Below are 19,863 nucleotides of genomic sequence, written 5' to 3' on the forward strand. Positions count from 1 at the left end.
TCGCACCACCGGTCAGCGCCAGAACCTTCGTGATCGCAGCGGTCAGCGTCGTCTTGCCATGGTCCACGTGACCGATCGTGCCGATGTTCACGTGCGGCTTGCTGCGCTCGAACTTTTCCTTGCCCATCGTTGCTCAAACCCGACTTGAGAGCTGTACCGACTGAGACGACGCGAGACACCCCCCAAAACGGAACCAGCCCCCGATCGAAACCGGAGAAGGCTCGCGAGGGCGGCTCTGACGTCAGGGATTTGGAGCGGGTGACGGGAATCGAACCCGCATAGCCAGCTTGGAAGGCTGGAGCTCTACCATTGAGCTACACCCGCGTCCGCGCGCGACGCGCGCCCCTTCAGGCGAAGAGGTCCGCACGTCCCGCGTCTGCATCCGCGACCAAGCTGCGCTGCAGGAGAAAAGTGGTGGAGGGGGTTGGATTTGAACCAACGTAGGGAAAACCCGGCAGATTTACAGTCTGCTGCCATTGACCGCTCGGCCACCCCTCCATGGGTGCGTCCTGCACCGCGCCTTGGCGACGGCACTATGGAAATTCGCGGGAAGAAGTCAACGGGAATGTTGCAGGGCAAGCAATCCATCGACACACTCCGGCGATCCGACGCGACCCGCATTGCTGCGGGCTAGCCCGACCCGGCTGGCGTTCCGGCCGAAACATCGCCCGATCCGGCGGCGTTTCGTCTGGTGCCCTGCCGTGTCCGGCGCGGTGTAGCGCGTTCGTAACCAAACCGAGGACCGATGTCAAACCCAGATCGTCATCGCCCGTCACGCAGCGGCTCATCCACAGGCCCCCGGGGCCGTCAGGCCAGCGGCCCGAACCGTCCCCGCGGGGGTGGCGGCGATGGCGGCGGGCTGTGGTTCTATGGCCGCCACGCGGTCGAGGCGGCGCTCGCCAACCCCGCCCGCAGCCTGCACCGTCTGGTGGTGGCGGAACGCTCGGAAGCGGCGGGCGACCCGAAGCTCGCGGCCCTGGCCCGCGGCCGTGGCCTTGAGGTCGAGACCGTATCGCGGGCCGATATCGACCGCCGCTTCGGCGAGGACGCCGTCCATCAGGGCATCGCCCTGCACCTGGCCCCCCTGCCCGAGCGTGATCTTGAAGCGACGCTGACCGCCGGCGCGTCCTCCGGCACCGGCCTGATCGTGGTGCTCGATCAGGTTACCGATCCGCACAATGTCGGCGCCATTCTGCGCGCGGCCGCGGCCTTCGGGGCGGTGGCCGTGGTCATGACCGAACGCCGGGCGGCGCCGGAAAGTGCCGTACTCGCCAAGGCGGCCTCCGGCACGCTGGAAACCGTGCCGCTGATCCGGATCGGCAATCTCGCCCGGGCGCTCGACGACCTGAAGCGGCTGGGCTGGTGGTGTGTGGGGCTGGACGGCCATGCCACGGCCGATATCCGCGCGCCCGGCCTGCCCGACCGGCTGGCGCTGGTGATGGGCGCCGAGGGGCCGGGTCTGCGCCGGCTGACCCGCGAGACCTGCGATCTGCTGGTGCGGCTGCCGATTTCGGATCAGGTGGAAAGCCTGAACGTGGCGACGGCGACCGCGGTGGCGCTCTATGCGCTCGGCCCCGGCCGCACGCCGCTGCCGGCCCCCACGCCCCCGACTGGCGCCACGTCCCCGACAGGCGCCACGTCCCCGACAGGCGCCACGTCCCCGACAGGCGCCACGCCCTCGGCCGGCTGACCGCCAGCCGCCGTCGGCTCGTTTCCGGCCGGTTGCGGCGCGCCGCCGCCGGCCGGCAACCTCAACTCCACGGCGAGCCCCGGCCCGGTGCCGCCGGCGGTACCGGCTGCCCCCGCATCGGCGTCCATCAGCACCAGACGGCCGCCATGCAGCCGGGTGACGGCATCGACAAGTGCCAGCCCCAGACCACTTCCCGGCAGGCTGCGCGCCGGATCGAGCCGCGCGAAGCGCTCCACCACCCGCGCGCGCTCGGCCGCCGGCACGCCCGGCCCCCGGTCGGCGACCCGGATCACGATCGCATCATCATGCGCGTCTCGGGCGAGTGACAGCACCACCGGGCCGGCGCCATGTTTCAAGGTGTTTTCCAGCAGGTTGGCCACCGCCCGCTGCATCAGCGCCCGGTCGCCCGGCCGGGTGATGCCGGGGGCGATGCGCGCCTCCAGAACCCGGCCGGCATCCTCGAACAGCAGCTCATAGATCTCGCCCAGTTCGGTGACCAGCGCGCTCAGATCGACATCCGACCAGGCGGTGCGCCCGGCACCGCTTTCGGCGCGGCCGATCGCGGTCAGCGCCTCGAAGGTCGCGATCACCCGGTCGATCTCGGCCAGCGCCTCGTCGAGCCCGGCACGCGCCTCCGACGGGTCGGGCTGGCGCAGGGCCACCGCTTCCACCGTCACCCGCGCGCGCGCCAGCGGCCCGCGCAGATCATGGGCCATGGCATCCGATGCCACCCGGCTCGCGGTCATCAGCCGGCCGATTTCGTCGAGCATGGCGTTCACCGCCTGGGCCAGACGGTCGTATTCATCGCCGCTGCCGGCGCGCGGCAGCCGCTCATCCAGATCGCCGCCGACGATCCGGCGTGCCGCCAGCGCCATCGCATCCACTCGCGCCAGCGACCGGCGCGCCAGCATCCAGCCGCCATACAACCCCAGCACCAGCACCAGCCCCAGCGACCAGAACGAGGCCTCGACCACCAGTTCCCGGAACCGGGCGCGTTCGGCCAGGTCGCGCCCGACCAGCAGCCGGAAGCCGCCGGCCAGCCGATAGACCCGGATCCGGGCGCGGCGCCCATCGGCGAGTTCGGCGTCCAGCGTGCCGTCGGCCGCGCGCTCGGCGGCACGCGGCCAGCCGCTCAAGGTGCCCTCGATCGGCACCCCGTCGGGGGCGGCCAGCAGATAGATCCCGCCCAGACCAATGCCGCTGTCGCCAGGGCCAGAACCAGGACCAGGACCGGGGCCGTCGCCACGATCGCCGGGGCCGGCGTGTGACCGGATGCCCGACGACCGGATGCCCGACCGCGCCCGCACCACCTCGATCAGCCGCCCCAGCCCTTCAAGGCGGTATTGCTCGGCAAGGCCGCGCACCTCGGCATCCAGCGTCTGGTCGATCTGGCGGTCGATCAGCGCCAGCGCCGCCCAGGTGACCGATCCCAGCACGATCGCGGTCGAGGCCACGAAGACGGCCAGATACAGCGCCACGATCCGCGCGGCCGAGGTCCGCCGCAGCCGCCGGAACAGGCCGCCGCCGCCCTGCGCGGCATCAGTCATGGTCACCACCGGCCGCCCCGTCCCTGTCATCCGGGGTGCCACCATCGGGGCCACCGTCATCCGGATCGCCGTCAGGCAGGCCGATCGAATAGCCGCCGCCGCGATGGGTGCGGATCAGGGGCCGGCCGAAGCCGCGATCGATCTTCTGGCGCAGCCGGCTGACATGGACCTCGACCACATTGGTCTGGGGCTCGAAATGAAAATCCCACACCCCCTCATACAGCATCGCCCGGGTCACGACCTGGCCGTCATGGCGCATCAGGAATTCCAGCAGCCGGTATTCCTGCGGGCGCAGATCGATGGCGCGGCCGGCACGGGTCACGCGGCGGGTGCGCAGGTCGATCTCCAGATCGGCGATCACCAGCCGGTCGCTTGCCTGGGCCTGTGCGGGGCGCCGGCCCAGCGCCTCGACCCGCGCCACCAGTTCCACGGCCGCGAAGGGTTTCGACAGGTAATCGTCGCCGCCCGCCTTCAGCCCCCGCACCCGTTCATCGACATGGGCCAGCGCCGACAGGATCAGCACCGGCACGCTCTGGCCGGCGCCGCGCAGGGCGCCCAGCACCGCCAGCCCGTCCAGTCCCGGCAGCATCCGGTCCAGCACGATCACGTCATGGCCGCCGCCGGTTGCCAGAAACAGCCCGTCGCGGCCGTCGCCGGCACGGTCGACCACATGCCCCGCCTCGGTCAGCGCGCGGGCGACCTGGGCGGCGGTGCGGTCGTCATCCTCGATGATCAGGATCTTCATGATACCTCGGACCTTGCCGGACGGATCGGGCGCCCCCCGGACGGCGCGGAAAAACACGAACGGGCGGGTGCCGATGGTGGCACCCGCCCGCCGTCGCCCGCAAGTCCCGGTGCCCGCGGGCCGGCCCCTGTGTCTGCCCCACAAGGCCCATGCGCGCGCTATCCGGAACCTGCGGCCATCCGTCTCAGCCGCCGGCCTGCGGCTGATGCCCCGGTTGGCTGATGAACCGGTTACTGAATGGGCACAGCCACGAAGCGGCTCTCATTGCCCCGCGCCACCAGCAGCAGGACATGATCGCGGCCGCGCTCGCGCGCCTCGTCGACCAGCGCCGTCACCTGCGACGGCCGGTCGACCGAGGTACCCCCGACCTGCTCGATCACATCGCCGGGCTGCAACTCCGGACCATCGCCGCCCGGCGCCGGCCGACCCGGCCGGGCATCGCGCGGCGCGCCATGCCCGTCACCCGGACGACCGCCCGGACGGCCCCCGGGGCCGGCATCCGGAGCCAGCATGTCGACCACGGCCACGCCGTTCACCGACGGGTCGATCCCCAGGCGCTGACGCAGGGCATCGTCCAGCGGCGCCAACCGCACGCCCAGCGATGCCACGGCCTCGCCGGCGCCGCCGCCGCCCTGGCCCGGCTCGCCACGGGCACTGGCCATGTCCTGCGGTCGCTCGCCCAGCCTCACCTTGATCTGGCGGCTGTCGCCACCCCGACGGACGTCCAGCGTGATCCGCTGATCGGGCGGCATGTCGCCGATCTGGCGGGTCAGGTCACGGGCATCCTTCACCGGCTGGCCGTCGACACCGGTCACCACATCGCCGCGTTCAAGCCCGGCATCGCCCGCGGGGCTGCCCGGCAGCACCCGGGCCACCAGCGCGCCGGCCGGCTCGTCCATGCCCAGCGCTTCGGCGATTTCAGGCGTCAGCGGCTGGATCTCCACGCCCAGCCAGCCGCGCTGGATGCTGCCGGTCTCCTTCAACTGGGTCACCACCCGGCTGGCGATCTTGGCGGGAATCGAAAAGCCGATGCCGACCGAGCCACCATTCGGGCTGGCGATGGCGGTGTTGATGCCGATCACCTCGCCATTGCCATTGAACACCGGGCCACCGCTGTTGCCCTGGTTGATCGCGGCGTCGATCTGAAGGAAATCGTCATAAGGCCCGGCATGAATGTTGCGGTTGCGGGCCGATACGATACCGGCGGTCACGCTGCCGCCCAGGCCGAAGGGGTTGCCCACCGCCAGCACCCAGTCGCCCACGCGGGCGGCGTCGCTGTCGCCGAAATTCACCGCCGGCAGCTTGCGCCCGGCATCGATCTTCAGCAACGCCACATCGGTCAGCGGATCGGTGCCGATCAGCTTGGCGGTATACTGGCTCTTGTCCTCCAGCGTCACCTTGATCTCGGTGGCGCTGTCGATGACGTGGTTGTTGGTCACGACATAGCCGTCGGGGTCGATGATGAAGCCAGAACCCAGCGCGTTCACCACCTGCGGCGCGCCGCGCGGCGCATTCTGCATGAACGGTTCGAAGAACTGGCGGAACGGCGAATTCTCGGGCAGATCGAAGGGCAGGCCCTGCGGGCCGCTCGGCCGCTCGACCTCCTGGGTGGTCGAGATGTTGACCACCGCCGGCATCACCTGCTCGGCCAGGGGCGCGAAGCTCTGCGGCAACGGGGCGGCACTGGCCGGCATCGGCGCCAGCATGGTGCCGCCGACCCCGGCCAGCGGCAGGGCCAGGGCGGCGCCGGCCATCAGGGCCGCGCCCAGGCGGCGGATCGGCCGGATGCCGCGGCCGGCCCCGACGGGCCGGGCCGAAAAGTCACGGGGGCTGATGGCTGTGCGGGAGCGATCGGAACTGGTCATCGGCTGCTGATCCTTTGGTATGACCACGGCGGGGGCCGTGGGCCGGCGGAAAACTCGATGGCCATTCAAGCAGCCCCGCCCTCACCGGCCGGTGTCACCAGGATGAACGCACGTTCATGTGGCGCGCGCGGTCTGTCGCCGCATGTTTCACGGCAGCCGGTCTTGTCGCGCGCGCCGCCACGCGGTATGTAGAGCCTGTGTCGACGCGGCGCAGCCAGCCGGATTAGCTCAACTGGTAGAGCACCCGCCTTGTAAGCGGAAGGTTGTGGGTTCAAGTCCCTCATCCGGCACCAGCGCCCCCGGCGCCCTGCTGCCAGCGCGCCGCCCCTGCCGCCCCCCCCCCCGCCCACGCAAAATGCGCGAACATCGCCGGGGCTGTGACACCCGTCACTTCATCATTGCCTGGAAATTTCTAAGGTGAGTTGTGTAGCCGTGATGCCGGCGGCAGCTCCCACTCCCCGGCATCCCGTTCGTCCGTCACCCGTGCCGGACGAACCCTACCCGATTGGTGCTGATGCTAAACTTGATAAGCCTCGCCGGCCGCGCGCCGTGCGAGGCTTTCTTTTTGACCGTGTGGCCGACACCGATGCCCGATTCTTGGGCAGACCCTGAACGGCACGGATGGAGTCAAGGGCTTGGGGCGGTTGTCCACAGACTTCTCCACGGATTCGGGGGAAAAGCATGGCGCCCCGATGCCAACGCCTCTTTCGGCGCCATCGCGGCACGGCTAGTCTGTCGATCATGACAGACAGCAGCGGCACCGATATCGTCCCCGCCTGGGTGATGACCCATTTCGGCCCCTATCGGGTGCGGCCGGCCACGGCGCATGCGCCCCTGGCGCTGGAACCCGATCCGGCCGATCCCGCGCCCACGATCCTGGGCACGGCGCTGGCCGGGCCCGATCACGCCGTGCGCATCCGCAGGCCCGCCGCGCGCGCCGGCTGGCTGAAAGCCATGGAAGCCGGCCCTGCCGCCGATGGTCGCCGCGCGAATGATCACCGTGGCCGGCGCGGCGCCGAACCGTTCGTTCAACTGCCCTGGGACGAGGCGCTGGATCTGGCCGCCGTCGAACTGGCCCGCATCCGCCGGACCCACGGCCCGACCGCGATCTATGGCGGCAGCTATGGCTGGGGATCGGCCGGATGGTTCAACCGGGCGCGCGTTCATCTGCACCGGCTGCTCGGCGCCGCCGGCGGTTTCACCATGGGCACCGGTACCTATTCTCATGGCGCGGCCGAACGGATGATCCCGCATGTCCTGGGGATGGATTTCGCCGCCGCGGCCGCCGCCGCACCCGATTGGGACCAGATCGCCAACCGTACCGGACTGATCCTCAGCTTCGGCGGCATGCCGCTGAAGAACGCCCAGCTCGACTGGGGCGGCGTCGCCAGTCACCGGGTGGGTGCCGCGCTCGACCAGGGGTTTGCCCGTGGCATGCGGATGGTGACCGTGGCGCCGGTGGCCGATGATGCGGCAGCCCAGGGCAAGGCCGCATGGCAGCCCATCCGCCCCGGCACCGATACAGCCTTGATCCTGGCTCTGCTGCATGAGCTTGACGCGCATGGCCTGATCGACGAACCGGCGCTGGTCCGGCTCACCAGCGGCTGGCCGGTGCTGCGCCGCCATCTGCGCGGACAGGACGGCACGCCGCCGAAGACGTCGGACTGGGCGGCGGCGATCACCGGCATTCCGGCCGGCATCATCACGGCGCTGGCCCCCCAGCTTGCCGATGAAGCGGCGGCCCCCGATGGTCGGGTGCTGATCGCCATGGCCTGGGCGGTCCAGCGCCACCAGCATGGCGAAATGGCGGTCTGGGCCGCCATCGCGCTGGCGGCGGCGCTGGGCCAGATCGGCCTGGACGGCGGCGGGGTCGGCATCGGCTATGGTGCCGGCGGCGGCTTCGGCATGCCCCAGAACGGCCGCCGGCCGGGCCTGATCGGCCCCCTGCCCAATCCGGCCGGCATGGAGATTCCGGTGTCGCGTTTCGCCGACGCCCTGCTCGATCCCGGCCGCCGCATCATCCATGACGGCCGCCACATCACCCTGCCCGAGATCCGGCTGGTCTGGTGGGCGGGCGGCAACCCGTTCCATCACCATCAGGACATCAACCGCCTGCGCCGCGCCTGGGCCAGGCCCGACACCATCATCGTGCAGGACATGGCCTGGACATCGGCTGCAACCCATGCCGATCTGGTGCTGCCGGCGACCGGCCCGCTGGAGCGCGCCGATATCGGCGGCGGGCTGCACGGCCCCACGATCATTGCCATGCAGCCCCGGCATCCACCGGTGGGCGAGGCCCGTGACGACCACGCCATCCTGGCCGCCATCGCCGACCGTCTGGGCTGCCGCGACGCCTTCGATGGCGGCGAGACCGCGGCTGCCGCCCTTGAGCGGCTGTGGGCGGACTATCGCGCGGCCGATGTCAGCCTGCCCGATCTCGCCACCTTGCGCGCGCTTGGCCGGATCGACCCGGCCCCTTTGCACGCGCCGGCCGGAATACGTGCCGGCAGGCTTGCCCGCTTCCGCGCCGATCCGGCCACAGCGCCCCTGAACACGCCCGATGGCCGGATCATGCTTGCCTGCGATGCGATCGCCGCCATGGGGCTGGCGTCCCACCCGGTGTTCACACCCCCCGATGAATGGCTGGGTGCGGCCGGTGCCGTGGCCCGGTTCCCGCTCCATCTGCTCTCGCCCCAGCCGGCGACCCGCCTGCACAGCCAGATGGATCACGCAGGCCCTTCCGCCGATGCGAAGCTGGACGGACGCGAGCGGATCGACATGCATGCCGATGACGCGGCGGCGCGCGGTATCGCCGATGGCGATTGCGTGATGGTGTTCAACGATCGCGGCGCCTGCCTTGCCGCGGCACGGATCTGCCCCACCATCATGGCCGGCGTGGTGGCCCTGCCGACCGGCGCGTGGTACGACCCGGCGCCGGCCGATACCGGACCGGCCGGCACCGATGCCCGGGGCCGGCCGGTCTGCCGCCATGGCAATCCCAATCTGCTGACGCCCGACACCGGCACCTCGCCGATCGCCCAGGCGCCCTCGGCACAAAGCTGTCTGGTCGAGATCCGCCGCATAGCCCCCGAGATGGCGCGCAGGCTCGCCCCGGACCCGTACAGGATCCCCGTCTTGATCGATCGACCCACACCATTTCCCGGACGCGACCTGCCCCGCCCAAGCGACCCGCGCGCATGAGCGGAGGCCCGTTGTCATGAGCCGCGGTATGGGCCGCGGCGGCGGCATGCCCGCCGACCTGCCGCCAACACCGGTGGAGCGCCCGCAATTCGCGGCCACCCGCGATCTGCTGCCCTATCTGTGGCCGCGCGGTCGGCCCGACATGAAGATCCGGGTCGTGCTGGCGGTGCTGGCGCTGCTGCTGGCCAAGGCCGCGATGCTGACCGTGCCGCTGTTCTACAAGCAGGCGGTCGATGCCCTGGGTGCCAAAGGCGGGGCGGCGGCAACCGCCGTTCTGGTGCCGGTGGGGCTGATCGTCGCCTATGGTGTCGCCCGCTTGGCCGGGCAGGCGATGGGGGAATTGCGCGACGCGATCTTCTCGCGCGTCGCCCAGCATGCCACCCGCGCCGCCGGGCTGGATGTCTTCCGCCATCTGCACCGGCTCAGCCTGCGCTTTCATCTGGAACGGCGCACCGGCGCGCTGGCGCGGGCCATCGAACGCGGCGTGCAAGGCATCCAGTTCCTGCTGTCGACGGTGCTGTTCAGCATCGTGCCCACCCTGATCGAGATGCTGCTGGTCGCGGGCGTCTTGTGGCAGATGTATGACTGGCGGTTCGCCGCCGTCACCCTGGCCACCGTCGGCACCTATGTCGCCTTCACCATCCGCGTCTCCGAGATGCGGGTGATCCATCGGCGCGAGATGAATGCCCGCGACCAGGAAGCCGGCGGCCGGGCGATGGACAGCCTGCTGAACTATGAGACCGTGAAGTATTTCGGGGCGGAGACGCGTGAGGCCGGCCGCTATGATCAGGCGCTGGCGGCTTATGAAGTCGCGGCCGTGCGGTCGCAATTGTCGTTGTCGGCGCTGAACGTCGGTCAGGCGGTGATCATTGCCGGCGGTCTGGTGTCGATCATGCTGCTGGCCGCCGGCGGCATCGCCGATGGCGAGATGACGGTTGGCGATTTCGTGGCGGTGAATGCCTATCTGATCCAGCTTTATGTGCCGCTGAACGTGCTGGGCTTCGTCTATCGCCAGTTGCGTCAGGCGCTGACCGACATGGAAACCATGTTCGCGCTGGCGGCGGTGCGGCCGGATGTCGCCGACCGGCCCGATGCCCCGGCGCTGGCGGTCGCGGGTGGCGAGATCCGCTTCCAGGCGGTCGATTTCGGCTATGACCCGCGCCGGCCGATCCTGAAGGGGCTGGATTTCACCGCCCCCGCCGGCGCCACGGTCGCGATCGTCGGGCCATCAGGCGCCGGCAAGTCGACAATTTCACGGCTGATGTTCCGGTTCTTCGATCCGGATGGCGGCGCGATCCTGATCGATGGTCAGGATCTGCGCGCCGTCACCCAGGCCAGCCTGCGCGACGCGGTCGGCATGGTGCCGCAGGATCCTGTGCTGTTCAACGACACGCTGGGCTACAACATCGCCTATGGCCGCACCGATGCCACCACCGACGAGATCATGGCCGCGATCGAACGGGCGGCGCTGGGGCCGCTGGTGGCCTCGCTGCCCGATGGTCTGGACAGCCGGGTGGGCGAACGCGGGCTGAAGCTCTCAGGCGGCGAGAAGCAGCGGGTCGCCATTGCCCGCGCGCTGCTGAAAGACCCGCCGATCCTGATCTTCGACGAGGCGACATCCGCCCTCGACACCCGCACCGAGGCCCTGATCCGTGATGGCCTGGCAACGGCCGGCCGGGGCCGCACCATGCTGGTCATCGCCCATCGCCTGTCGACCGTGGTCGATGCCGATCTGATCGTGGTGCTGGATGATGGCCGGGTGGTGGAACAGGGGCGGCATGAGGCGCTGGTCGCGGCCGGCGGCCTTTATGCCAGGCTCTGGGCCCGCCAGAGCGCCGAACCCCAGACGCCCCCTGAGCCGACGCCCCCTGAGCCGGCCCCCTCTGAGCCGCCGGCCACCAGCACCGCCGATGACGACGACAGGATCATCCCATGACCGCGACACCGGCCGTTGCCGTCCATAAGAGCCCGATGCGCATTGCCAGCCTTCTGGTGGTCTCGGCGGCCTGGATCGGCGCCTGTCTGTGGCTGGTGGTTCAGGCCGCGCGCGGCGCGATCGAGGATCCGGCGGCGCTGGTGATCTTCGCGCTGCTGCTGGGGGGTGCCGCCGGCGCGCTGGTCTGGGCGGTGGTGGATCTTGCCCGCCGGCCGGGGCCCGTGCTGCTGCTGACCGATGACGGGCTGGTGGCGCCTTTCCTTGGCAGCACCCGCCCCATCCCCTGGGCGGATGTTCAGATGCGTCGCTCGGCGCTGGGCGCCTGGTTCATGGGGATCGTGCTGGCGGTGCGGATCGATCCGGCGGTGCATGGCGCCCGGCCCGGCCCGGCCGGCCTGTTCCCACACAGGCCGGGCCCGCGGCAGCAACTGCCCGATGGCCGTATCGAAGCCGATATCGCGCTGCCCAACATCTTCGCCGGCGGCCGCGAATATCTGATCGCCCAGATCATGCACCGCCATGTGCCGGCGGCCCTGGCGGCGGCGGGTGTCGCGGGCGGACGAGGCAAGGCGCCGGCGACACGCTCCAAAACCCGTCCGCCGCGCGCCTGACCGTGCGATCGGCCCGCCCGGCGGCGCCCCCCCCCGCACGCCTTCCATGCGTGCGCTGCAATGCGTGTGCTGCATTGCAAAAACCGCATTGGGAAAACCCGGTGACCGCGCCTAGCTTTGGTGTATCGAAACACCCCGCACCGGTGCGGCGCCTGCCAGCTTCCTCCTCCCCATGGCAGACACCCCGGTGCCGACCTCCGGAGCCGTCCCATGGCCAACACTCAGACCCAGATCGCCCAGATCCCGACCCAGGACGAGATCGACCAGTTGATCCGCGACGCCCGCCAGTTGCGCGCCCAGACCTTCGCCGCCGGCATCGACGCACTCACCGCCCGCATCGGGCGGCTGTTCGGTGGTCATCATGGTGGTCTCGCCGCCCGCTGATCGCCATCGCCGACGGCCGGATCGTCGGGCTCGACGGCTCCGCGCGGACCGCGGCATCATGTTGCATCGCAACATGTCCGATCCACGCGCCCGCCGACCGCGAGCGGCAACAAGCCCTGCACGCACTCGACCATGAGGCGCCGAACCGCTAAGGTTCGGCGCCTCATGTCGTTCAGGCATCCGCAGTCGCGCCCCACCCCCGCCAAGGTTCCAGCCGGTGTCCGCACATCCCAGTCCCGCCACCACCGCCGATGCGACAACCCGGCGTCGCGCCATGGCGGCGCTGGCGCTGACGGTTACCTTCTGGTCGTTCAATTTCGTCGTCGGCCGGGCCGTCGCCGGCGACATTCCGCCGCTGACCCTGTCTTTCCTGCGCTGGCTGGGCGCCTTGCTGATTTTTCTGCCCTTTGCCTGGCGGCATCTGCGCCGCGACTGGCCGTCGCTGCTCCGCGCCTGGCCAAAGCTGCTGCTGATGGGGCTCACCTCGGTTGCCGGCTATAACACCTTCGTCTATCTGGCGCTGGAACGAACCACGGCGATCAACGCGGTTCTGCTCAACGCCACCATGCCGATCGTGATCGCGATCATGGCGGCGGTCGCCGGGGTGGAACGGATGAGCCGCTTCCAGGCCCTGGGGGTCGCCGTGTCGTTCGGCGGCGTCGCCTATATCGTCGCCGGCGGCAACCCTGCCCATCTGCTGTCGCTTCAGATCGGCGCGGGCGATCTGTGGATCCTGGGCGCCACGGTCTGCTGGGGCATCTATTCGGTGGCGCTGCGCTTCAAGCCGGCCCATGTCCACCCCTTCGCGCTGCTGGCGGCCAACATGCTGGTCGGCATGCTGGCGCTGGCGCCGCTGGCCGCGTCGGAGGCGATCGCCGGACATCTGCCGGTGGTCACGCCCGCCACCATCGCGGCGGTCGCCTATGTGGCGATCTTCCCCTCGATCATCGCCTATATCCTGTGGAACTGGTCGGTGGCGGCCATCGGCCCCAACCGCGCCGGGCTGTTCATGCATCTGATGCCGATCCTGACGCCGCTGTGGAGCATGCTGTTCCTGGGGGAACGGCTGGGTGTCCATCATCTGGTGGGCGGTATCGCCATTCTGGCCGGGCTGGTGCTGACCAGCCGGGCGCCGTCGGCACGCCCGGCACCGCCGGCGCGACACGACGACGCCCCGCGACGGGATCGGTGATCCGGCGCCGGAGCCCGTCCGTATAGTCGGACAAGGAGCGGCCATCACGGTCGCCACCCGCGCCCATGCCTGGGCGTGCCCCTTGTCCGACACGGCATCCGAGGCCCGATGAACGACCGCCCTTCCGTCGTCTGGTTCCGCCAGGATCTGCGCATCACCGACAATCCGGCCCTGCGCCGCGCCGCATCCAGCGGCCGCCTGCTGATCTGCGTCTATATCCACGAAGACGACGACCCGGCGGTGGAGGGCATGCCATCCCCCCGCAAGCCGGGCGCCGCCGCGCGCTGGTGGCTGCATCATGCGCTGGCAGCACTCGACCGGGATCTGCGGGCCATCGGCGGACATCTGCTGCGGCTGAAAGGCCCGGCCGCACTCGAACTCGACCGGCTGATCGACCGGACCGGTGCCGATCGCGTGCTGGTCAACCGGGTCTATGATCCAGAGGGTGCCACACGCGACCGGATGCTGACCGAACGGCTGGCGGCGCGCGGCGTGCGGCTTCTGTCCCACAACGCCCTGCTGCTGCACGAACCCTGGACGGTGCGCACGAGGACCGGCGGGCCGTATCAGGTGTTCACGCCGTTCTGGCGCGCCGCCCGTGCGCTGGGAGAGGTGCCGGCACCGCTGCCGGCACCCGCGCAGATCGACATGGCCGACACCGCACCGGCCGGCCTGCCGCTGGCGGCATTCGGCCTCACCCCGGCCATCGACTGGGCCGGCGGCATCGCCCGCGACTGGACGCCAGGATCGGCCGATGCCCGCAGGCGCCTGGGCGACTTCCTCGACCTGCATCTGCCCGATTACAAGTCCGATCGCGGCCGGCCCGATCGCGACCATCCCGGCGCCGACATCACCTCTAGGCTGTCGCCCCATCTGCGTTTCGGCGAGATCGGGCCGCGCACCATATGGCATGCGGTCCACCATCGGATCGAGGCCGAGGGCCTGACAGGCCCGGCGCGGGCATCGGCGCAGGGTTTCCTGACCGAACTCGGCTGGCGGGAATTCTCCTATCACCTGCTGCATCACTTTCCCCATCTGCCCACGCGCAATCTGAAACACCAGTTCGACGCCTTTCCCTGGCGCGACGATCCGGCGGGCCTCGCCGCCTGGCAGCGGGGGCTGACCGGCTATCCGATCGTCGATGCCGGCATGCGCCAACTTTGGCAGACCGGCTGGATGCATAATCGCGTCCGGATGGTCACCGCTTCATTCCTTGTCAAGCATCTGATGATCTACTGGGGCGCGGGAGAAGCCTGGTTCTGGGACACGCTGGTCGATGCCGATCCGGCCAGCAACACCGCAAGCTGGCAGTGGGTGACGGGCACCGGCGCCGATGCCGCCCCCTATTTCCGCATCTTCAACCCGGTGCTTCAGGGCGAGCGTTTCGATGCCGACGGCCGCTATGTCCGCCGCTTCGTGCCCGAACTTGCCCGCCTGCCCGACCGCTTTCTGCACAAACCCTGGGCGGCCCCCGCATCCGTGCTGACGGCGGCCGGCGTCACCCTGGGCACCACCTATCCCCATCCGATCGTCGATCACGCCCATGCCCGCGACCGTGCCCTTGCGGCCTTCGCGGGCCTGCGCGCCACCACCGGCCCCGCCGACACACCGGCCGCGGCGCTCTGAGGAGTTGCCCCCAACCATGTACCAGCCTTTGAGCGACACCAGTGCCGCCGGCGGCGGCAACGACCCTGCGGTTGCAACCGCCGTGATCGGCAGCGGCGGCGCCGGGCTTGCCGCGGCCTGGGCGCTGGCCCGTTCGGGTCGGCCCGTGGTGCTGATGGAACGCGGCCCCCGCGCCGGCGGCCATATCGACACGCGGGATGCCGGGCCGGCGCTGGGCCTGGATCTTCCGGTGCCGGTCGATACCGGCTTCATCGTCTATAACGAGCGCAACTATCCCAATCTGGTCCGGTTGTTCGATGCCATCGGGACCGAGACCACCGCCAGCGAGATGTCGTTCGCGGTCAGCCTGGGCAACGGCGCCTATGAATATCGCGGCAGCCCGGCCGGGCTGTTCGCCGCCCCCCGCAACCTGATCGATCCCGGCCATTGGCGGATGCTGCGCGACATGCACCGCTTCAACCGTCAGGCACGGATACAGCCGCCACCGCCCGGCCAGAGCCTGGGCACGTTTCTGGCCGCGCATGGCTATTCGGCCGATTTCGCCCGCCGCTATCTGCTGCCGATGGGTGCGGCGATCTGGTCGGCGCCCATGGCGACCATGCTCGATTTTCCGGCCGAGAGCTTCATCCGCTTCTTTCACAACCATGCCCTGCTCGACTATCGCGGCCGGCCGGTCTGGCGGACGGTGGCTGGTGGCACCGGCAGCTATGCCGCCCGTATCCTGGCCCATCCGCTGATCAGCTTCGCCGGCGATGCGGGGGTCGAGGTGGTGCTGCGCGATGCTGCAGGACCGCTGGTGAAGTGCCGCGACCATGCCCCCCGGCGCTTCGCCGCCGTGGTGCTGGCGGCCCATGCCGATGACAGCCTGGCGCTGCTCGACCAGCCGACCACCGCTGAGACATCGGTGCTGGGCGCCTTCGGCTATCAGGCGAACCGCGCGGTCCTGCACCGCGATACCCGGCTGATGCCGCGCCGGCGCCGGGCCTGGGCGGCGTGGAATTATCTCGGCCGAAGCATCGCCGGCGCCGGCGCCGGCGCCGGCCACGAGCATCTGGCGGTCAGCTACTGGATGAACCGCCTTCAACCGCTGGCCACTGACCGGAATCTGTTCGTCACCCTGAACCCGCCGGTGGAACCGGCATCGGCGATCGCAGATATCGCCTATGCCCATCCGGTGTTCGATGCCGCCGCCATCGCCGCCCAGCACCGGCTGGGCGCGCTGCAGGGCCAGGGCGGCGTGTTCTATGCCGGCAGCTATTTCGGCTTCGGCTTCCACGAAGATGCCTGCGCCAGCGGGCTGGCCGCGGGCGTCATGGCCGGGGCCGACCTGCCCTGGGCGGATCTTCTGGGCGAACAGACGCGTCGGCGGCTGCCCGCGCTCGACGGTCTGGCGCCGCGGCTTACGCGGCGGGTGGCGGCGATGGCGCGCCCGAGCCACAGCCCGGCCGCGGACCTTGCCGCCGCCGCAGAATGACCGCCACAACCGCCGGTTCCGATCACACTGGAATTGGCGGCCGGTCATTCCCATCCTGACTGACGTGACACCACAAGTTTAATCGGCCGGGTTCACCGGCCCTGGCGCCACGAGGACACTGATGGTCGTTGCAGGTGGGCTCAGCCCGGCCCGGGTCATGCACAGGCGCCTGAAGCCGCGCGAGAACAGCTTCGTCTATCCGGCGTTCTATATCACGCTGTGGCTCGACGAGCTGGACCGCGCCGGCAATCTGCTGTTCGGGGTCGACCGCCGCCGGCCGCTGGCGCTGCTGACCCGCGATCATGGCCCCCGTGACGGCAGCCCCTGGTCGCCCTGGCTTCACGGCATCCTCGCCACGTTCGGTCTGGCGCATCTGGCCGGCGGCCGGGTGCTGCTGATGGCCCATCCCCGGGTGCTGGGCCATGTCTTCAACCCGGTCAGCTTCTGGTTCATCCACGATGATGCGGGCCGGCTCAGGGCGGTTCTGGCCGAGGTGAACAACACCTTCGGCGACCGCCACAATTATCTGGTGGCGCATGATGATGGCCGGCCGATCACCCCCGCCTGCCGGATCACCGCCCGCAAGGTGTTCCACGTCTCGCCGTTCTGCGCGATCGAGGGCCATTACCGCTTTCGCTTCCGGGTGAGCGACGACACCATCACGGCCGCCATCGACTATCACGATGACAGCGGCCCCCTGCTGCTGACCGCCGTCACCGCCCGGCGCGGCGCGCTCGACACCAGTCATGTTCTGCGATTGCTGCTGTCGATGCCGCTGATGACGCTGGGTGTGGTCGCCCGCATCCACTGGCAGGCACTCAGGCTCTGGACCCGGGGGGCCGTGTCGTTCCACCGCCGGCCCGCGCCACCGATTGAGGAGACGACGCGATGAGCACCGACAGCCTGTCGCGGGGGGGGCCCGGCGCCGGTCTGGCTGGTATCGACCTGCCAGCCCTGCTGCGCGGCGCGGTGGAGCGTTGGGCGGTGGGCGACCTCACCATCATCCTGCCCGATGGCCGCCGGGTGGTGGCGCGGGGCGCCACCCCCGGTCCGCATGCGCTGATGCGGCTGGCCGACTGGTCGGTGGTCCGCCGCTGCCTGAAACGCGGCGCGGTCGGGTTCGCCGAAGCCTATATCGACGGCGCGGTCGATACCGACGATCTCCCTGCCCTGCTCACCCTGCTTGCCCGCAACGAGGCCGCCCTCGCCGCGGGCTTTGCCGGCCGGCGGACAGCCCGGATCCTGGGCTGGATGGCCCATGCGCTGGTCCGCCGCAACAGCCGGCGCGGGTCGAAGCGCAACATCCACGCCCATTACGATCTGGGCAACAGCTTCTATGAACTCTGGCTCGATCCCAGCATGAGCTATTCGGCCGGCATCTTCGGCCCCGATGGCCCCGGCTCCGACGGCCCAGGCTCCGATGATACGGCCTCCGATGATACGGGCGACCTCATCGCCGCCCAGCATGCCAAATACGACCGCATTCTCGACCGGATTGCCGGGGATGGCAGCAAGGCCGCGCATATTCTGGAAATCGGCTGCGGCTGGGGTGGTTTCGCCGAGCGCGCGGCCGAGCGCGGCCACACTGTCCATGGCATCACCATCAGCCGTGCCCAGCTTGCCTATGCCAAGGCGCGGGCCCGGGCCGGCGGCTGGGATGATCGCGCGGTGCTGGACTTCCGCGATTATCGCGACCTTCAGGGCCGGTTCGACCACATCGTGTCGATCGAGATGATCGAGGCGGTGGGCGAACGCTGGTGGCCGGCCTATTTCCGCACCCTCGCCGACCGCCTGGCCCCCGGCGGCCGGGCGATCGTGCAGGCGATCACCATTCACGACGCGCATTTCGACCGCTATCGACGCGGGGCCGATTTCATCCAGCGCTATGTGTTTCCGGGCGGCATGCTGCCCACCCGCCAGATCATCCGCGATCAGGCGGCGGCGGCCGGGCTGGCCGTCACCGACGAATATGCCTTCGGGGCGGATTACGCCCGCACCCTGATCGCCTGGCTCGCCCGGTTCGATGCCGCCCGTGCCCGCGTCGTGGCCGCCGGCTTCGATGACCGCTTCATCCGGCTGTGGCGCTATTACCTGGCCTATTGCGCCGCCGGTTTCGACACCGGCCGGATCGATGTGGTGCAGGTGGAGATGGCCCATGCCCGCTGAGATGCCACCAACCCGCCCCGGCCTGCCAGATGATGCCAGCCTACCAGCCGACCGCCTGCCGCCTTCCGATGCCGGCCCCGCCCCGCTGCTGCGCCGGCTTGAAAGCTGGCACGGCCGGCGGGTCTGGTTGATCGGCGCCAGCGACGGCATCGGCCGCGACCTCGCCCGGCTGCTGGCGGCAGAGGGCGCGCGGGTGGCGATCAGCGCCCGACGCGCCGACGACCTCGCGGCCCTTGCGGCCGAACTCGGCCCCGATGCCCGCGCGCTCGCGCTGGATGCCACCGATCAGGCGGCACTGGATGCCGCCGCCGCGTCGCTGCTGGCCGATTGGGGCGGTGTCGATCACGTCATCTATGCGGCCGGCGTCTACTGGCCGATGGGGGCCGATGATCTCGACATCGAGAAGGCCGCAACGATGATCGAGGTCAATCTCATCGGCGCCCTGCGCGTGGCGGCGGTGGCGATCCCCGTGCTGGCGCGCGGCACCCGGCCGCAGCTTGCCCTCGTCGCCAGCGCCTCGGCCTATCGTGGCCTGCCACGGGCGATCGGCTATGGCGCGTCCAAGGCCGGCGTGCTCAATCTGGCGGAAACGCTGGCGATCGAACTGGCGCCGCGTGGCATCGATGTCCGGGTGATCAATCCCGGCTTCGTGCGCACCCGGCTGACCGACATGAACAGCTTCAGGATGCCGGCGATGATCGATGCCGCCACCGCCGCGCGCGCGATCAGCGACGGGCTGAAATCCCGCCGCTTCCATATCCATTTCCCGAAGCGCTTCACCCTGTTTCTGGTGCTGGCCCGCGCCCTGCCCAGCCGCTGGTGGCTGGCGCTTGCCGCACGGCTGGTGAAAGGCTGATCAGCGGCGGCGATCGGCGGGGTTTCTTGGCGACCGGCGCCGCCAGACGCGCCCGGATCCGGCGCAGGACAAAGCCCAGCACCGGCACCCGTTCATAGATCTGGCCCGCCGCGTCCCAATGGTCGATATGGGCGATCACTCGCCCGTCACCCGCCAGCCGCACCTCGCTCATGCCCTCGATCGTAAAGCCGGCTGCCTGTCCGGACCGGCGGGCGGTGAACCGCCAGCGGATCAGGCCGATATCGCCGTCACAGGCCTGATGCAGCACCACGAAACGCGGCGCATCGAGCGTCTGGAACATATGGGCCAGCAGCGCCCGCACCCGCTCGCGGCCGGTGACGTCGTTGAACGGGTCCACGAAGCGCAGATCCGGCACCGACAACGCGTCGATCCGGTCCAGGGTCGCCGGCGACAGGGTCTCGAAGAAGGTGCACCACGCCGCGAGGCCGCGCCGGGCCGGCGTCTCGTCATCGCCGGCATCGGTCGCGGGCGGTTGCTCGGTCATGCCAACAGGTCTCCCGTCTGTGGTGATGGCACCTTCCTTACCCCGGGGAAACCGGATCAGACGCG

The 19,863-nt window shown here is 70.2% G+C and carries 15 protein-coding genes, 3 tRNA genes and 1 pseudogene; 12 read left to right on the forward strand and 7 right to left on the reverse strand.

The window, feature by feature from the left end:
* From WG924_RS25825 to WG924_RS25835, 3 genes are all read right to left on the reverse strand, one after another.
* Positions 1-127 (reverse strand): GTP-binding protein (locus WG924_RS25825; RefSeq protein ID WP_345935981.1); only part of this gene is annotated, 127 nt, incomplete at its 3' end.
* A gap of 123 nt (positions 128-250) precedes the next feature.
* Positions 251-324, reverse strand: a tRNA-Gly gene (locus WG924_RS25830).
* A gap of 88 nt (positions 325-412) precedes the next feature.
* Positions 413-498: transfer RNA gene (locus WG924_RS25835), tRNA-Tyr, on the reverse strand.
* A gap of 247 nt (positions 499-745) precedes the next feature.
* Between WG924_RS25835 and rlmB the strand changes: the two genes are divergently transcribed.
* The gene (rlmB, locus tag WG924_RS25840; protein WP_345935917.1) at positions 746-1,690 is read left to right on the forward strand and encodes a 23S rRNA (guanosine(2251)-2'-O)-methyltransferase RlmB; all 945 of its coding nucleotides are present in this window, start codon (positions 746-748) and stop codon (positions 1,688-1,690) included.
* Between the two features lie 65 nt (positions 1,691-1,755).
* Here the strand turns inward: rlmB and WG924_RS25845 are convergent.
* The 3 genes and pseudogenes from WG924_RS25845 to WG924_RS25855 form a co-directional block, all read right to left on the reverse strand.
* Positions 1,756-3,297 (reverse strand): annotated as a pseudogene (locus WG924_RS25845) (ATP-binding protein); the annotation flags it as partial.
* The gene (locus WG924_RS25850; protein WP_345935918.1) at positions 3,230-3,982 is read right to left on the reverse strand and encodes a winged helix-turn-helix domain-containing protein; all 753 of its coding nucleotides are present in this window, start codon (positions 3,980-3,982) and stop codon (positions 3,230-3,232) included. The gene WG924_RS25850 and the pseudogene WG924_RS25845, both read right to left, overlap by 68 nt.
* A gap of 230 nt (positions 3,983-4,212) precedes the next feature.
* Positions 4,213-5,847: a DegQ family serine endoprotease gene (locus WG924_RS25855; RefSeq protein WP_345935919.1), complete on the reverse strand. Its 1,635-nt coding sequence runs from the start codon at positions 5,845-5,847 to the stop codon at positions 4,213-4,215.
* Between the two features lie 217 nt (positions 5,848-6,064).
* On the opposite strand from WG924_RS25855, the gene WG924_RS25860 reads away from it, so the two are divergent.
* From WG924_RS25860 to WG924_RS25910, 11 genes are all read left to right on the forward strand, one after another.
* A tRNA-Thr gene (locus tag WG924_RS25860) sits at positions 6,065-6,140 on the forward strand.
* Between the two features lie 448 nt (positions 6,141-6,588).
* Complete coding sequence (locus WG924_RS25865) at positions 6,589-9,048, forward strand: molybdopterin-dependent oxidoreductase (protein WP_345935920.1); 2,460 nt, start codon at positions 6,589-6,591, stop codon at positions 9,046-9,048.
* 16 nt (positions 9,049-9,064) lie between these two features.
* Positions 9,065-10,984 carry an ABCB family ABC transporter ATP-binding protein/permease gene (locus WG924_RS25870; RefSeq protein WP_372044953.1) on the forward strand — a complete coding sequence of 640 codons (1,920 nt, stop codon included), beginning with the start codon at positions 9,065-9,067 and terminating at the stop codon, positions 10,982-10,984.
* Entirely contained in the window at positions 10,981-11,595 is a 615-nt protein-coding gene (locus WG924_RS25875) for a hypothetical protein (protein ID WP_345935921.1), read from the forward strand. The genes WG924_RS25870 and WG924_RS25875 overlap by 4 nt, the downstream gene beginning before the upstream one ends.
* 210 nt (positions 11,596-11,805) lie before the next feature.
* Positions 11,806-11,979, forward strand: a complete 174-nt coding sequence (locus tag WG924_RS25880) for an RSP_7527 family protein (RefSeq protein ID WP_345935922.1) — start codon at positions 11,806-11,808, stop codon at positions 11,977-11,979.
* A 217-nt stretch (positions 11,980-12,196) separates the two neighbouring features.
* Positions 12,197-13,171: a DMT family transporter gene (locus WG924_RS25885; RefSeq protein WP_345935923.1), complete on the forward strand. Its 975-nt coding sequence runs from the start codon at positions 12,197-12,199 to the stop codon at positions 13,169-13,171.
* Positions 13,172-13,279: 108 nt separating this feature from the next.
* Positions 13,280-14,797 (forward strand): cryptochrome/photolyase family protein, encoded by a 1,518-nt coding sequence (locus WG924_RS25890; protein WP_345935924.1) that lies wholly within the window; start codon positions 13,280-13,282, stop codon positions 14,795-14,797.
* 16 nt (positions 14,798-14,813) lie between these two features.
* The gene (locus WG924_RS25895; RefSeq protein ID WP_345935925.1) at positions 14,814-16,271 is read left to right on the forward strand and encodes an NAD(P)/FAD-dependent oxidoreductase; all 1,458 of its coding nucleotides are present in this window, start codon (positions 14,814-14,816) and stop codon (positions 16,269-16,271) included.
* Between the two features lie 121 nt (positions 16,272-16,392).
* Positions 16,393-17,163, forward strand: coding sequence for a DUF1365 domain-containing protein (locus WG924_RS25900; protein ID WP_345935926.1), 771 nt, complete (start codon positions 16,393-16,395; stop codon positions 17,161-17,163).
* Positions 17,160-18,437 carry a class I SAM-dependent methyltransferase gene (locus tag WG924_RS25905; RefSeq protein ID WP_345935927.1) on the forward strand — a complete coding sequence of 426 codons (1,278 nt, stop codon included), beginning with the start codon at positions 17,160-17,162 and terminating at the stop codon, positions 18,435-18,437. Before WG924_RS25900 ends, WG924_RS25905 begins: the two co-directional genes overlap by 4 nt.
* A complete protein-coding gene (locus WG924_RS25910; RefSeq protein ID WP_345935928.1) occupies positions 18,427-19,293 on the forward strand; it encodes an SDR family NAD(P)-dependent oxidoreductase in 867 nt (288 codons plus the stop codon). Before WG924_RS25905 ends, WG924_RS25910 begins: the two co-directional genes overlap by 11 nt.
* Here WG924_RS25910 and WG924_RS25915 read toward each other — a convergent pair.
* Entirely contained in the window at positions 19,214-19,798 is a 585-nt protein-coding gene (locus tag WG924_RS25915) for a nuclear transport factor 2 family protein (RefSeq protein ID WP_345935929.1), read from the reverse strand. The two genes, WG924_RS25910 and WG924_RS25915, sit on opposite strands and share 80 nt — an antisense overlap.
* Between the last annotated feature and the right edge of the window lie 65 nt (positions 19,799-19,863).

Origin of the sequence: Tistrella arctica (genome assembly GCF_039630945.1) — a bacterium.
Lineage (GTDB): Bacteria > Pseudomonadota > Alphaproteobacteria > Tistrellales > Tistrellaceae > Tistrella > Tistrella bauzanensis.

Coding starts and splice junctions, on each gene's coding strand:
- rlmB (WP_345935917.1), top strand. CDS start 746: ATGTCAAACCCAGATCGTCATCGCCCGTCACGCAGCGGCTCATCCACA.
- WG924_RS25850 (WP_345935918.1), bottom strand. CDS start 3,982: ATGAAGATCCTGATCATCGAGGATGACGACCGCACCGCCGCCCAGGTC.
- WG924_RS25855 (WP_345935919.1), bottom strand. CDS start 5,847: ATGACCAGTTCCGATCGCTCCCGCACAGCCATCAGCCCCCGTGACTTT.
- WG924_RS25865 (WP_345935920.1), top strand. CDS start 6,589: ATGACAGACAGCAGCGGCACCGATATCGTCCCCGCCTGGGTGATGACC.
- WG924_RS25870 (WP_372044953.1), top strand. CDS start 9,065: ATGAGCCGCGGTATGGGCCGCGGCGGCGGCATGCCCGCCGACCTGCCG.
- WG924_RS25875 (WP_345935921.1), top strand. CDS start 10,981: ATGACCGCGACACCGGCCGTTGCCGTCCATAAGAGCCCGATGCGCATT.
- WG924_RS25880 (WP_345935922.1), top strand. CDS start 11,806: ATGGCCAACACTCAGACCCAGATCGCCCAGATCCCGACCCAGGACGAG.
- WG924_RS25890 (WP_345935924.1), top strand. CDS start 13,280: ATGAACGACCGCCCTTCCGTCGTCTGGTTCCGCCAGGATCTGCGCATC.
- WG924_RS25895 (WP_345935925.1), top strand. CDS start 14,814: ATGTACCAGCCTTTGAGCGACACCAGTGCCGCCGGCGGCGGCAACGAC.
- WG924_RS25900 (WP_345935926.1), top strand. CDS start 16,393: ATGGTCGTTGCAGGTGGGCTCAGCCCGGCCCGGGTCATGCACAGGCGC.
- WG924_RS25905 (WP_345935927.1), top strand. CDS start 17,160: ATGAGCACCGACAGCCTGTCGCGGGGGGGGCCCGGCGCCGGTCTGGCT.
- WG924_RS25910 (WP_345935928.1), top strand. CDS start 18,427: ATGCCCGCTGAGATGCCACCAACCCGCCCCGGCCTGCCAGATGATGCC.
- WG924_RS25915 (WP_345935929.1), bottom strand. CDS start 19,798: ATGACCGAGCAACCGCCCGCGACCGATGCCGGCGATGACGAGACGCCG.